The sequence below is a fragment of the Rhodobaculum claviforme genome (genome assembly GCF_016653255.1).
GTDB lineage: Bacteria > Pseudomonadota > Alphaproteobacteria > Rhodobacterales > Rhodobacteraceae > Rhodobaculum > Rhodobaculum claviforme.
Genome location: NZ_NHSD01000121.1, coordinates 1 through 13860 on the forward strand (window position 1 = coordinate 1; position 13860 = coordinate 13860).

A 13860-nucleotide genomic window follows, 5' to 3' on the forward strand; every position below is an offset into this window, starting at 1 on the left:
CCGAACCGTGGGCGCATTCTCCAGGGCTATCTGCAAGGCGCTTGGGAGAACTGGCTGCGCCAGCGCCGGCTGGAAGACCCCGCGGAGCCGAAAAGCACGCTCCGGCTGCAAAGCCGCGTCTGGTACAATCCGGGCGTCGATAGCCGCGACTTCATCGTGCCCGGATTGGTCGCGATCATCATGACGTTGATCGGTGCGCTGCTGACCGCGCTGGTGATGGCGCGGGAGTGGGAGCGCGGGACGATGGAAGCGCTGTTTGCCACGCCCGTGCGGCCCGGCGAGGTCGTGCTGGGCAAGCTGCTGCCCTATTTCGTGCTTGGTATGGGCGGCATGGCGCTCTCGGTCGCCATGGCGGTCTGGCTGTTCGAGGTGCCGTTGCGTGGGTCGTTGGGTCTATTGATCCTGACGTCCGCCGTCTTCATGGCGAACGCGCTTGGCATGGGGCTGTTCATCTCGACCCTGACACGCAGTCAGTTCGTCGCCGCCCAGGCCGCGATCATGGCGGCCAGGGCCTCGGGGCCGGTGCCGCCGGGGGCGATGGATGCGGTGCACCACCTGATCGACGGCGATGCGGGCGCCTCGTTCTGGCGGCTGGGCGGCACGGTCGAGGGCGGCCAGCGGCTGCGCTTCGACGGCGCCGCGCCGGTGGAGGTCGACATCTTTCACCGCCCCGCCCCGACCCGAGGGTGATCCGGGGCCGATCGGCCCGACCGCGACGACCGGCCCGCGCCGTGGCGATCCGACCGCCGCCGCGGCCTGCCGCAGAGGGCGGGGCGGGCCGCCGCCCCCTCCCGAGCCGGGAGACCGAGACGGGGGCCTGAGCAGGGGCCACGGACGAGGGTCAGAGAAGAGGACCTGAGACGGCGGCAACAGACGGCGGGCACAGACGGCGGCCCGCGACGGTCAGGGAACCCGTTGCGGCCTCGGGACCATGCGCGAGGCCGTGTGCCCGCCCCGCGCGGCCTCCAGCGCGGCGATGCGGGCGTCGACGGAGGCGCGGTCGGGCGTGCCGTGGGGGTTCTGGCGGGTCGGCATCGCCTCGGTCATCGGCAGGTAGCGCTCCTGCGCCACCGCATGCAGGCGGCGCAGTTCGGCCAGCGGGTCGTCGTCGTCGTCGGCGCGGATGTCGAGCCACGGCCAGTCCTGATCGCGGCAGATCGTGAGGGACGCCGACTGCCGACCGCGCCTGTCGCCGCCCGCATCCTCGCCGGCCTGCAGGGCAGCCAGCAGACGCTCGGCCAGCGGCAGGTCGGCGCCCGCGTCATAGGCGGCGAGCATCGCCTCCAGCACCTGCGGCCCCGCCAGCATGTTGCCGGCGACCGAGACGCCATCGCCCACGACATGCCCGCACCACGGCACGCAGTCCGCGCCGGTGTGGGCCGCCGCCACACCCGCCGCATTCACCAGATGCAACTGGCGTTGCGGGTGGCCGTCGTCCATCGCCGTCAGCCGGGCGATGATCGCGTCCGGCGCGCAGCCCTCGGCCAGCAGGCGCAGCGCCTCCACCCCCCACAGCGGGCTGACGAAGGCCTGGGTCGCGACCGCCCCCACGGCCCCGCGCAGATGCGGCACCACCGCACCCACGGCAAAGAACCGGCTGGCCACCGCCACGCCCAGATGCCCGGTGGCCGCGTCCCGCGCGACGATGGAGAATGTCACCGACCCACCGCATAGGCCTGCATCATCCGCGGCGTCGCCGCCGCCCGCAACAGCCCGTCCGCATCGCGGCGCGCCGCCGTCAGCCGCCCGATGGTCCAGGGGTCCGACACCGTCAGGTCATGCCCGCGCGCGCGCAGGTCGGCCAGAACGGTGTCGCCCACGCTGGCCTCGATCAGCATGCCGCCGGGCTGGCGCGCGCGGGGATAGAACGACGCCGGGAAATGGGTGGAATGGAACAGCGGCATGTCCAGCACCTCCTGCAGGTTGCGGCCGGAATGCAGGGTGCGCAGCAGGAAGATCAGCTGCCACTGGTCCTGCTGGTCGCCGCCCGGCGTGCCGAAGGCCATCCGCGCCCCGTCCGGGCCGAACGCCATCGACGGCGTCAGCGTCGTGCGCGGCCGCCGCCCGGGCGCGAGCGAGGTCGGCAGCCCCTCGTGCAGCCAGAACATCTGCGCGCGGGTGTTCAGCGCGAACCCCAGCCCCGGAATGACCGGAGAGGATTGCAGCCACCCCCCCGACGGCGTGGTGGAGACCATGTTCCCCTCGGCGTCGATCACGTCGATGTGGACGGTGTCGCCGCGTTTCTCCGACAGATGCGCCATGGTCGGCTCGTAGACCGGGCCGTCGGTGGGGCTGCACGCCTCCAGCAGCGCCAGCGTGCGGGCGCGCAGGTCCTCATAGCCCGGCACGGTGCCGGGGTTCAGATCGAGGCTCGCGCGCGCGCCCAGCAGCTTGCGCCGCTCGGCGTTGTAGGCGGGCGAGAGCAGCACATCGAGCGGGACCGCCGCGTGGTCGGGGTCGCCGTAATACACCTCCCGGTCGGCATAGGCGAGCTTCTTGGCCTCGGTCACGATGTGGATGAACTCCGCGCCCAGCGGGTCCATGTCGGCGATGCCGGTGCCCTCCAGCAGGGCCAGCGCCTGCAGCATCACCGGGCCTTGTGTCCACGGCCCGCATTTGGCGATCTGCCAGCCGTGGTAGCTGTGGATCAGCGGGTCCTCGGTCGTGGCCGAATACCCGGCCATGTCGTCGGCCGTCAGCACCGCGCCGTGGCGGGTGCCGGAGGCGTCCATCACCTCGGTCCCGTCCAGCCACTGGGCCATCTGCTCGGCCACGAAACCGCGATAGAAGGCGTTGCGGGCGGCCTCGATCTGGTCGTCGCGGTCGGTGTGGGCCTCGGCCTCGGCCAGGATGCGGCGCCAGGTGTTCGCCAGCGCGGGGTTGCGGAAATTCTCCCACGCCTCGGGCGGGCGGCCGCCGGGCATCCAGGTCTCGGCCGAGGTGGGCCATTCGGTCTCGAAGAACCCGGCCAGGCCCGCGATGGTGGCCGCGACGCGGGGCAGCATCGGGTGGCCGTCCTCGGCGTAGTGGATGGCGGGCTCCAGCACGTCGCGCAACGACAGCCGCCCGTGGTCGCGCAGCATCACCATCCAGCCGTCCCAGGCGCCGGGGATCACGGTGGCCAGCAAGCCGTCGCCGGGGATGACCTCCAGCCCCTCGGCGCGGTAGCGGTCGATCGTGGCGCCCGCCGGGGTCGGCCCCTGGCCGCAGATGACCGAGGTGGTGCCGGTGTCGGCACGGTACACCAGCGCGGGCATGTCGCCGCCGGGGCCGTTCAGATGCGGCTCCAGCACCTGCAACGCCAGCCCCGAGGCGACGGCGGCGTCGAACGCGTTGCCGCCCCGCTCCAGCATCGCCATGCCCACGGCCGAGGCGATCCAGTGGGTGGTGGCGACGACGCCGAAGCGGCCCTTGATCTCGGGGCGGGTGGTGAAGGTCATCGCGGTCTCCTTGTCAGTGTTCGCGCGGGTCGAGCGCATCGCGCAGCCCGTCGCCCATCAGGTTGAACCCCATCACCACCAGAAAGATCGCCATCCCCGGCCAGACGGCCATCCACGGCGCCTGGGACATGAAGTTCTTGGCGGTGTTCAGCATCGATCCCCAGGACGGGGCGGGCGGCTGCTGGCCCAGGCCCAGGAAGGACAGCGACGCCTCGGCGATGATCGCGGTGGCGACGGTCAGGGTGGACTGCACCAGGATCGGCGGGATCACGTTGGGCAGGATATAGGCGGCCATGATCGCCACATGCCCCAGCCCGATGGCGCGGGCGCCCTCGACGTAATCCTCGGTGCGGACCGACAGCACCTGACCGCGCGTCAGGCGGATGAAGATCGGCACCGCCGACAGCCCGATGGCGATCATCGCGTTGCCCAGCGACGGCCCCAGGAACGCCGCCAGCGCGATCGCCAGGATCAGGAACGGCATCGCCAGCAGCGCGTCCGTGGCGCGGGCGATCACGCTGTCGGTCCAGCCACCGAAATACCCCGCCACCAGCCCCAGCGGCACGCCGATGGCCACCGCAATCGCCACCGACACCACGCCCGCCATCAGCGACGCGCGCGCGCCCCAGATCATCCGGGCCAGGATGTCGCGCCCGATCTCGTCCGTGCCCAGCCAGTGTGCGGCGGAGGGGGGCTGGCGGATCGCGCCCCAGTCGGTCGCGGTGGGGCTGGCGATGGGCAGGATCGGCGCGGCCACCGCAAGAAGGACGAACACCGCCACCACCACCGCGCCCACCAGCGCGGGGCGGTTGGCGCGCAGCTTCTTCCACGCGCGGCTGCGGGAGCGGGCGGGCAGGGGGGCGTCAATCGCGGTCATGACGTCATCCTCATGCGGGGGTTGAGCAGCGCGTAAAGCACATCGGCCAGCAGGTTCATCGCGATGAAGGCAACGGCCGTGCACAGCACCACCCCCTGCACCACCGCGTAATCGCGGTTGAACACCGCATCCACGATCAGCTTGCCGAACCCGGGGATGGAGAAGATCTGTTCCGTCAGCACCGCGCCCGCCAGCAATTCACCGAACAGCAGCGCCGACAGGGTGACGATGGGCAGCACCCCGTTGCGAAACGCATGCTTCATCACCACCACACGCTCGCGCAGGCCCTTGGCCCGCGCGGTGCGCACATAATCCGACTGCAACACCCCCAGCATCGACGACCGCGTGTGCCGCATCAACGTCGCCGCCAGCGCCGTGCCCAGCACGAAGGCCGGCATGATCATCGTCTGCAGGGATCGCACGGGATCGCTCCAGAACGGCTCGTACCCCGAGGCAGGCAACCAGCCGAGGTTCACCGACACCAGCAGGATCAACAGGATCCCCAGCCAGAAGTTCGGGATCGACAGCCCCGACAGCGCGATGATGTTGGCGATGTAATCCAGCCATGTGCCCTTTTTCACCGCCGACAGGATGCCCATCGGAATCCCGATCACGATGGCGAACAGCATTGCCATCACCGCCAGCTGGAAGGTGACCGGCAGCTTTTCCGCGATCAGCGCGGTGACCGGCTGGCGGGTGCGCAGGCTCATCCCCAGATCGCCGCGCAGCACGTTGCCCAGCCAGTTGAGGTACTGCACGATCAGCGGATCATCCAGCCGGTACTGCGCCCGCAGATAGGCCAGCACCTCGGGATCGCGCTCCTCTCCGGCCAGGACAAGGACCGGATCGCCCGGCAGGAGCTTTTGCAGCATGAACACGAACACCGACACCAGCAGCAGCGTCGGGATCGCGATCAGGATGCGGCGCAGGATGAACGGCAGCATGGCAGACGCCTTCGACAACGGGGGCCCTTGACAGGCGGCAGGGGCAGGGGACGGGCGCCCCGGTGGGGGGCGCCCGCCGTCCGGGGTCACTCCATCCGCACGCCGGCCAGCCGGATCATGCCGTCGGGATAGGGGGTGAACCCGGTGATCCCGTCACGCAGCGCCCACAGCCAGGTCTGGTGATAGAGGTAGATGATCGGCAGCTCCTCCATCAGGATGTCGTTCGCCCGGGCATAGACATCGCGCCGGGCGGCGGCGTCGGGCAGGGTGCGCGCCTCGTCCAGCAGGCGGTCCACGTCGGCGTCGCAAAAACGGCTGTCGTTGAGGCCGCCGTCACAGGTCACGAACGCATGCAGGTTGCCGTCGGGATCGGTGCGCCCCGACCAGCCGACCTGGCTGCCCTGGTAATCGCCCGCCGTCTGCGCCTGCAACATCGATGCGAACTCGGTCGCGCGCAGGCTGACGTCGAAGCCGGCCTCGGCGACCATGGCCTGGATCACCTGCATCAGCTGGGTCTGCACCGGGTTGTTGGCCATCTGGATTTCCACCGCCAGACGGTCCACCCCGGCCGCATCCAGCAGCGCGCGGGCGGCGGCGATGTCGCGGCCCGGCACCGGGTGGCGATCATCGTACCACGGCGAGGTCGACGGCACATGCTGGTTGCCCGGCAGGAACACACCCTCGAACACCACCTGGTTGATGATGTCGCGGTCGATCGCGAGCGAGAACGCCTGGCGCACCCGCGGATCCTGACCGAACGGCGTTTCCGACCGCGCGCCATTGGCCAGGTTCACCGTGATCCCCTGATATCCGAGGCTGACGGCGGATGCGAACTGCAGCCCCGCGTCGGCCTCCACCTGCGCCACGTCCGACGGCGCCAGCCGCTCCAGCATGTCCAGATCGCCCGCGCGCAGGTTGGCCAGACGCACGGTGGTGTCGGGGATCGGCAGGAAGATCAGCCGCTCGAAGTGGTAGCTGTCGGCGTCGTAGTGGTCGGCGAACCGCTCCAGCACGATGCGGTCCTGCTGCACCCGGCTGCCAAAGCGATAGGGGCCCGAGCACACCGGATCGGTCGCGAGGTCAAGGCCCAGCTCCGCCGCCGCGGTGGGCGACAGCATCATGCCCGCACGGTCCGACAGCTGCGCCAGCAGGGTCGCGTCGGGGGCGCTCAGGGTAAAGACGACCTCGTGATCGCCGGTGGCCGCCACGCTCTCGACCGAGGCCAGCTCGGACTTGCGGCGGCTCTCGGGCAGGGTCTTGGACCGCTCGATGTTGGCGACCACGGCGGCGGCATCGAACGGCGTGCCGTCGTGGAACACCGCGTCGTCGCGCAGCGTCATCGTCAGGTGCAGCCCGTCGTCGGACCACGACCAGCCCGTCGCCAGCTCGGGCACGAAATCCAGATCGGGGGTGATGTTCACCAGCTTGTCGCACAGCTGTTCGAACACGATGCGCCCGACAAAGGTGCGCGCCTGGTCGGTATCGAGGACGTCGGGGTCCTCCTGCAGGCCGATGCGCAGGTCGGTGGCCATCGCCGGGCCCGCCAGTGCGGCCGACGCCAGCAGCGCGGCCAGAAGGGTGCGTGTGGTCATGGGGCAGTCTCCCTGTGGGTGGTCGTTCGGGATCGCTCGGAGGCGGCGCGATAAAGGGCAAAGCGGGCCTCGGCGGCGGGGCTGCGGGCGGGAACGCGCAGGGCGGCGTCGGCCGCGGGCGGCAGGGCGGCCCAGTGGTGACAGGCGACCTGCGTGCCCGGCGTGACCTCCGCCAGCGGCGGCGGCGTGGTGGCGCACAGCGCGGTCGCGTGCGCGCAGCGGGTGTGGAACCGGCACCCCGGCGGCGGCGCCGCGGGCGAGGGGATGTCGCCGCCCAGCACCGCACCTGCGGGTTCCGCACCCCCCGCATCAGCCATGCGCCCGCCGGGCGCGGGGCCAGACATGCGCCCGCCGGGCGCGGGAATCGGGATCGCCCGCAACAGCGCGCGGGTGTAGGGGTGGCGGGGCGCGGTGAACAGATCCTCGGTCGCGGCCATCTCCACGATCTCGCCCAGGTACATCACGGCCACGCGGTCGGCCATGTGCCGGATCACCGCCAGATCATGCGCGATCACCACCAGCGTCAGCCCCAGATCGGCCTTCAGATCCTCCAGCAGGTTCACGATCTGCGCCTGCACCGAGACATCCAGCGCCGACACCGGCTCGTCCCCCACCAGCAGCTTCGGCCCCGAGGCCAGCGCGCGGGCGATGCAGATCCGCTGCCGCTGCCCGCCCGAGAATTCATGCGGGTAACGGTCGGCGTGTTCGGGGCGCAGGCCCACGCGGGTCAAGAGCCCGGCCACCCGCGCCCGCAGCGCCGCCCCCGACAGCCCCAGGTGCAGGCGCAGCGGCTCGCCCACGATCCGGTCGACGGTCATGCGGGGGTTGAGCGACGAAAACGGGTCCTGGAAGATGAACTGCATCTGCGCGCGCAACGCGCGCATGTCGCGCGGGGGCAGGGCGGTCAGGTCGCGCCCGTCATAGTGCACCGACCCCGAGGACGGCTCGATCAGGCGCAGCAGCAGCCGCGCCAGGGTGGATTTCCCGCAGCCGGATTCGCCGACGATGGCGAATGTCTCGCCGCGCCGGATCCGCAGCGACACGCCGCCGACCGCGTGGATGGTGGTCGCGCGCTGCAACAGCCCGCCGCCGGTCACGAAGCGGCGGTGCAGGTCGCGGGCCTCCAGGATGATGTCGGTCATGCGGCACCTCGCCCGGTGCGATCATGGCCGGTGCGGTCATCCCCGGTGCGATCCTGGCCAACGTGATCCTCCAGCGGGGCACGCAGGCAGGCATGCGCATGCCCGTCCGGGCCGCGCACCAGCGGCGGCACCTGCGCGTCGCAGGCGGGGATGGCAAAGGGGCAGCGGCTGGCAAAGCGGCAGCCCGGCGGCATCGCCTCGGGGACCGGGACCGCGCCGGGGATCGTCAGCAACCGCCCCGCGCGCCCCGCGATCGCCGGCATCGAGCCCATCAGCCCCAGCGTATAGGGGTGCTGCGGCGCGTTGAAGATCTGCGCCACCGGGCCGCTTTCCACCACGCGCCCGGCGTACATCACCGCGACGTCATCGGCGATTTCCGCGACCACGCCCAGGTCGTGGGTGATCATCAGCAGCGCCGTGCCGATGTCGCGCTGCAACTCGCGCATCAGCTCCAGGATCTGCGCCTGGATCGTGACATCGAGCGCGGTCGTCGGTTCATCCGCGATCAGCAGCGCCGGGCGGTTGGCCAGCGCCATCGCGATCATCACCCGCTGGCGCATCCCCCCCGAAAGCTGGTGCGGATATTCGTCCAGCCGCTTTTCGGCCGCCGGCATCCGCACCCGGCGGAACATCTCCAGCGCGCGGTCGCGCGCGGCGGCCGCGCTGCATCCGGTGTGGCGGCGCACGGCCTCGGCCACCTGCTCGCCCACGGTGAACACGGGGTTGAGGGAGGTCATCGGCTCCTGAAAGATCATCGCCATGCTGTTGCCGCGCAGATCGGCCAGCGCGGCCTCGGGCAGGCCCAGCAGATCCTGGCCGCGGAACCGGATGCGCCCGGCGGTGACGGTGGCGCTGCGCCTGGGCAACAGCCCCATCACCGCCAGCGAGGTGACGGATTTCCCGCAGCCCGATTCCCCCACCACACACAGCGTGCGCCCCGCCGGGATCGACAGCGACACCCCGTCGATCAGGTCCACCGGCTGGCCGCGGAAGCGGACCCGCAGCCCCTCGACCGTCAGGACATCATTCGACATCGGGCAACGCCTCCAGCGAGGTCTGGCGCAGAAGCGTCTCGTTCAGCGCAAGGATATGCGCGCGCATCGCGTCACCCGCCGCGACCGGGTCATGGGCGGCGATGGCGTCGCGGATCGCGCGGTGCTGGCCCTGGTACAGATCCAGCGTCGCCGCCCCCCGCGCGCGTTCGCGCAACGCCCGCCAGCGCGCGTCCCGCCGCGCCCCGTCCAGCGCATCGAAGATCGCCAGGAACATGCGGTTTTCGGTGGCGCGCGCGATTTCACGGTGCAGCGCGCTGTCCCACAGCTCGCGCTCGTCGGCGTCCTGGGTGGTGTCCAGCCGGTCGACCAGCGCGGTGATGCGGGCGATCGCCTCGGGGCGGGCGCGCAGGGCGGCAAGCTGCGCGATCTGCGGCTCCAGCCGCAGGCGGACCTCCATCACCTCCATCGGGTCGACCGGGCCGGGGGCGGGGGTGGGCGCCCCCCCCGGCTGCGGCCCGGCATAGGTGCCCGAGCCCTGCCGGCGCCACACCAGCCCCTCGGCCACCAGCACCTCCAGCGCGCGGCGCACCGACCGGCGCGAGATCCCCAGCCGCTCGGCCAGGGCGCGTTCGGTCGGCAGGCGGTGCGCCCCCTCTGCCGGCAACTCGCGCAACAGCCCCCGCAGCGCCTCCAGCGCCAGCGACGAGTTGTCGGCGTTGGCCACGACCGGCGGGCGACGGTCGGCGGCGGGCGGCGCAGGGGGATCTTGCTGGGGCTGCATGTGAACCATTACGGACCATTTCAGTCGGTTTGGTGACACGCCACCCCCGCCAAGGCAAGAAAAAATGTCCCACGCCGAAATGTTGGTAATGAAATTGCCGATTTGATGGGCGATCGTGCCGCCGGCGGCCCATCGCGGGGATTGGTCCGCCCTCAGCCCGGCGCGGCCATGCTGTCGCGCATCGCCGCGATCAGCCGCCCGGTGATGCCGCTGCGGTCCGGCGGGCGCCGCGTCAGGGCGATCACGTCGAAGGGTTGCGCGGGCTCCAGCGGACGCACCACCAGCGCGCCGCCGGGCACCACCTGGGCTGCGGTGAAGCAATCCACCACCGCCGGGCGCCCGGTGGCCGCGCACAGCGGCAGCACCGCCTCCAGCGAATAGCACATCAGCCCGCCGCGCGCCCGCGCCCCGCCATCGCGCAGCCGGTGGACCAGCGCGCCCAGCGGCCGGTCGGCGGGCATCGCGATGCAGTCCGCAAGGCCGCGCACCGCCGCCACCGGAACCCGCGCCTCGGCCGCCAGCGGATGGTCGCGCGGCACCACCAGCACCAGCGTCCCGGTGCCGATCCGGGTCGTCCACAGATCCGCCGCCGCTACCGCCCCCGCACAGAACCCGATGTCCGCGCGCCCCTCGCGCAGCGCCGAGAGCTGCTCCAGCGCGGTGCGCAGCGTCACCTCCACCGACAGCTCGGGCGCGGCCGCCGTCACCGCCGCCAGCGCGCGCGGCAGATGCCGTTGCGCCAGCAGCCCCACGCAGCCCACCGCCAGCCGCCGCCCCGCGCCGCTGCGCAGGTCGCGCACGGCGGCGCCCAGCCGGCGCATTCCCTCGCCGATGAAGCGGCTGTCGGCATGCAGGCGGTCGGCCTCGGCGGTGGGGACGACGCGGCCGCGCTCCAGGGTGAACAGATCCAGCCCCAGCGCCGCCTCCAGGTCGCGCAGGTGCTTGGACACGGTGGGCTGCGACACCGACATCGCCCGCGCCGCCCCGCTGACCGAGCCGCATTCATACACCGCGCAGAACGCTTGCAGCCGTTGCAGGGTGATGGCGCGGGTATCCATGCGGTGCCCATAGCCAAAGGCTATGGGCGTCACAAATCCTTTTTCTTTCGCCCGTCCGGCTTTGCCGCCAAGGTGGCGCCCAAACGGGGAAAGAGGGCGCATGCAGGTCGCGGTGGTTCTGGGCTTTGTGGTGCTGGCGGTGCTGTCGGGCGCGGCCATCGCCTATGCCATCGGCGCGGCGGCGGTGCTGACGTTCGTGCTGTCGGACAATGTGCGCTACATGGCGGTGCTGCCGCAGCGGCTGTTCAGCCAGCTCGATGTGTTCGCGTTCCTGGCGATGCCGCTGTTCATCCTGGCGGGCGATCTGATGAACCGCGGCGGGCTGGCGCGGGCGCTCATCGATTTCTCGATGTCGCTGGTGGGGCGGCTCAAGGGCGGGCTGGGGCATGTGAACATCCTGACCAGCGTGTTCTTTGCCGGGGTGTCGGGGTCGGCGGTGTCGGATGCCGCCGCGCTTGGCAACGCGCTGGTGCCCGAGATGCGGCGGCGGGGCTATTCGCTGGACTATGCCGCGGCGATCACGGGGGCCTCGTCGATCATCGGGCCGATCATCCCGCCGTCGTCGATCCTGATCTTCTATGGCGCGCTGATGGACACCTCGGTCGCGGCGCTGTTTGCCGCCGGGATCGTGCCGGGGCTGCTGCTGGCGGCCACGCTGATGGTGATGAACGCGTTCTATGCCTGGCGCGACGACCATCCGGGGGGCCGCGACATGGACCTGCCGCGCGTTCTGCCGTCCTTCGCCAGGGCGCTGCCGGCGCTGACGCTGCCGGTCATCATCCTGGGCGGCACGCTGTTCGGCGTGATGACCCCGTCCGAGGCCGCCGCCGTCGCGGTCATCGCGGCGCTGGTGATCGGCATCGGCTACGGCCAGCTGGGATTTCGCGAGGTCGGCGCCAGCCTGCACCGCACCGGCGTTCTGCTGGGCGCGCTGTTCATCATCCTGTGCGCGATCTCCACCTTCAGCTATCTGGCGGCGCTGATGCAGTGGCCGCAGGCGATCGCCGGGTGGATCGAGGGGCTGGGCGTCGGGCCGCTGCAATACCTGATGATGATCAACGTGCTGTTCCTGCTGGCGGGCATGGTGATGGACGTCAAGGCGGCGGTGGCGCTGTTCGCGCCGATCTTCGTGCCGGTGGCGATCGCCATGGGCATCGACCCGGTGCACCTGGGCATCGTGATCTGCTTCAACATCACCATCGGCCTGCTGTCGCCGCCGCTGGGGGGCGTGCTGCTGATCCTCGCGACGGTGGTGCGCATCGACTACTGGCGGCTGATCCGGGTGACGCTGCCGTTCTTCGTGGCCGAGGTGGGGGTGCTGATCCTGCTGACCTTCGTGCCCGAGATCAGCCTGTGGCTGCCGCGCGCGCTGGGGCTGCGATAATCGAAAACCGCAAAGGGAGAGACACCATGAAACCGTTCCTGCCCATGACCCTGGCCGCCCTGCTGGCCGCCACATCCGCCATGGCCACCGAGGTCAAGATCGCCTTCAACGGCGTCAACGACCCCGAAACCAACGCCGAGGCCGCCTTCATCGCGGGCTTTGCCGCCGCGCTGGAGGGGACCGGCTTCGAGGTCTCGGTCTTCCCCTCCGACACGCTGGGCAGCGAGCGGGAGCGCTTCGACCAGGTCGCGCAGGGGTTGCTGGAGATCAACCTCGCCACCGCCTCCACCCCCTATGGCATGAGCCCGATGATGCGCGGCATCGCCCTGCCGTTCCTGTTCGAAAGCCCCGAGGAATTCGACCGCGTGATGGCCGAGACCGATCTGGTGGCGCAGATGAACGAGCCGCTGTCGCCCAACGGCGTGCGGCTGGCGGGCTTCACCTTTGTCGGCATGCCGCTGGGGATCCACAACACCTCGGTCCCCGTCACCACGATGGAGGACCTGCAGGGCCTGCGCCTGCGCGCGCTGAACGCCGAGCAGCTGGCCTATATCCAGGCGCTGGGGGCCTCGGGCACCATCGTCGCCTGGGCCGAGGTGCCCAACGCCATCCAGACCGGCGTGGCGGACGGGTATCTGAACGCCCCGAACTCGGCCATCCGCACCGGGCATACGGAGTTCCTGCGCCACTTCACCCAGGCCAACATCACGCCCTCCACCCGCATCGTGCTGATGTCCGAGGACTGGTACGACATGCTGTCGGCCGACGAACAGGCCCAGATCGACGCGGCGGTGGAGGCCGGCATCGCCGCCAACCGCGCCTGGATCGCCGACTGGTCCACCATCGTCGAGGATCGCCACCGCGCCGCCGGCGTCACCCTGTCCGACCTGGCCGAGGGTGAGCGCGACCGCATGGTCGCCGCCACCCGCCCGACCTGGGACGACGTGATGGAGGCCGACCACCTGCAGGCGTTCCTCGATGCGCTGGACGCCGTGCGCGACTGACCCGCGTGCCGGCCCCCCCGGGGGCCGGCCGACACCCCGGAGGACACCCCCATGCTGCGCCACCTCAGAACCGGCGTGATCGCGCTGTCCAACGGCCTCGACCGGCTGGCGGGGTGGGCGGCGATGGGGTTCCTTGTGGTGCTGGTCGTGGTGGTGATGATCCAGGTGATCGCGCGCTACGTCCTCAACGCGCCGCCCGCCTGGACCGAGGAGGCGGCGCGCTATGCCATGATCTGGGCCGGGCTGATGGGCGCCACGCTGTCGTTCAAGCGCCGCTTCGACCCCGCGCTGTTCAACGGCCCGAAAACCGCCACCGGCACCGCGCGCGGCGCGGCCCTGGCCGTCGCCACCGGCGCGGTGCAGGCGCTGGTGGTGCTGGTCTATCTGCTGCCGATCCTGTGGCACAGCTTCTACGGCCCCGGCATGAACCCCGCGCGCAGCTTCCTGTTGCGCCATTCGCGCATGACCGCCGAGGCGATGGACTTCTCCACCGTGCTGGTGGCGGTGGCGGTGCCGCTGATGGCGGTGTTCATCCTGATCCACCTGGCCGCGCGGGCAGTGCCCCGGTGGCCGTCAGCGGCGCGATGGAGAAGCCGCAGTTGCCGTTGATGATGGTGGTGACGCCCTGGCTGGTCATGCAGGC

13 protein-coding genes are annotated in these 13860 nt (G+C 71.1%); 4 read left to right on the forward strand and 9 right to left on the reverse strand.

Annotation, left to right across the window (positions count from 1 at the left end; translation table 11 throughout):
* Nucleotides 1-690: ABC transporter permease (locus tag CCR87_RS03160; protein ID WP_201156076.1), on the forward strand; the 690-nt coding region annotated here is incomplete at its 5' end.
* A 213-nt stretch (nucleotides 691-903) separates the two neighbouring features.
* Here CCR87_RS03160 and CCR87_RS03165 read toward each other — a convergent pair.
* The 9 genes from CCR87_RS03165 to CCR87_RS03205 all read right to left on the reverse strand — a co-directional run bounded on the left by CCR87_RS03165 (nucleotide 904) and on the right by CCR87_RS03205 (nucleotide 10829).
* Entirely contained in the window at nucleotides 904-1659 is a 756-nt protein-coding gene (locus CCR87_RS03165; RefSeq protein WP_201156078.1) for a DUF1028 domain-containing protein, read from the reverse strand.
* Nucleotides 1656-3440 (reverse strand): gamma-glutamyltransferase family protein, encoded by a 1785-nt coding sequence (locus CCR87_RS03170; RefSeq protein WP_201156080.1) that lies wholly within the window; start codon nucleotides 3438-3440, stop codon nucleotides 1656-1658. Before CCR87_RS03170 ends, CCR87_RS03165 begins: the two co-directional genes overlap by 4 nt.
* 13 nt (nucleotides 3441-3453) lie before the next feature.
* The gene (locus tag CCR87_RS03175; RefSeq protein WP_201156082.1) at nucleotides 3454-4317 is read right to left on the reverse strand and encodes an ABC transporter permease; all 864 of its coding nucleotides are present in this window, start codon (nucleotides 4315-4317) and stop codon (nucleotides 3454-3456) included.
* Nucleotides 4314-5261: an ABC transporter permease gene (locus tag CCR87_RS03180; protein WP_201156084.1), complete on the reverse strand. Its 948-nt coding sequence runs from the start codon at nucleotides 5259-5261 to the stop codon at nucleotides 4314-4316. The genes CCR87_RS03175 and CCR87_RS03180 overlap by 4 nt, the downstream gene beginning before the upstream one ends.
* An 86-nt stretch (nucleotides 5262-5347) precedes the next feature.
* Complete coding sequence (locus CCR87_RS03185; RefSeq protein WP_201156086.1) at nucleotides 5348-6853, reverse strand: ABC transporter substrate-binding protein; 1506 nt, start codon at nucleotides 6851-6853, stop codon at nucleotides 5348-5350.
* Nucleotides 6850-7995, reverse strand: coding sequence for an ABC transporter ATP-binding protein (locus CCR87_RS03190; RefSeq protein ID WP_201156088.1), 1146 nt, complete (start codon nucleotides 7993-7995; stop codon nucleotides 6850-6852). The genes CCR87_RS03185 and CCR87_RS03190 overlap by 4 nt, the downstream gene beginning before the upstream one ends.
* Nucleotides 7992-9029 (reverse strand): ABC transporter ATP-binding protein, encoded by a 1038-nt coding sequence (locus tag CCR87_RS03195; RefSeq protein ID WP_201156090.1) that lies wholly within the window; start codon nucleotides 9027-9029, stop codon nucleotides 7992-7994. The genes CCR87_RS03190 and CCR87_RS03195 overlap by 4 nt, the downstream gene beginning before the upstream one ends.
* Nucleotides 9019-9714 carry a FadR/GntR family transcriptional regulator gene (locus CCR87_RS17445; protein WP_338048864.1) on the reverse strand — a complete coding sequence of 232 codons (696 nt, stop codon included), beginning with the start codon at nucleotides 9712-9714 and terminating at the stop codon, nucleotides 9019-9021. Before CCR87_RS17445 ends, CCR87_RS03195 begins: the two co-directional genes overlap by 11 nt.
* A gap of 209 nt (nucleotides 9715-9923) precedes the next feature.
* Nucleotides 9924-10829, reverse strand: coding sequence for a LysR family transcriptional regulator (locus CCR87_RS03205; protein WP_201156094.1), 906 nt, complete (start codon nucleotides 10827-10829; stop codon nucleotides 9924-9926).
* A gap of 100 nt (nucleotides 10830-10929) precedes the next feature.
* Between CCR87_RS03205 and CCR87_RS03210 the strand changes: the two genes are divergently transcribed.
* Genes CCR87_RS03210 through CCR87_RS03220 form a run of 3 tightly spaced genes read left to right on the forward strand, consistent with a single transcriptional unit; the run spans nucleotide 10930 to nucleotide 13826 of the window.
* Nucleotides 10930-12213 carry a TRAP transporter large permease gene (locus CCR87_RS03210; protein WP_201156096.1) on the forward strand — a complete coding sequence of 428 codons (1284 nt, stop codon included), beginning with the start codon at nucleotides 10930-10932 and terminating at the stop codon, nucleotides 12211-12213.
* 26 nt (nucleotides 12214-12239) lie between these two features.
* Nucleotides 12240-13217 carry a TRAP transporter substrate-binding protein gene (locus CCR87_RS03215; protein ID WP_201156098.1) on the forward strand — a complete coding sequence of 326 codons (978 nt, stop codon included), beginning with the start codon at nucleotides 12240-12242 and terminating at the stop codon, nucleotides 13215-13217.
* A 51-nt stretch (nucleotides 13218-13268) separates the two neighbouring features.
* Nucleotides 13269-13826 carry a TRAP transporter small permease gene (locus CCR87_RS03220; RefSeq protein ID WP_201156100.1) on the forward strand — a complete coding sequence of 186 codons (558 nt, stop codon included), beginning with the start codon at nucleotides 13269-13271 and terminating at the stop codon, nucleotides 13824-13826.
* The last annotated feature ends 34 nt before the right edge of the window (nucleotides 13827-13860 follow it).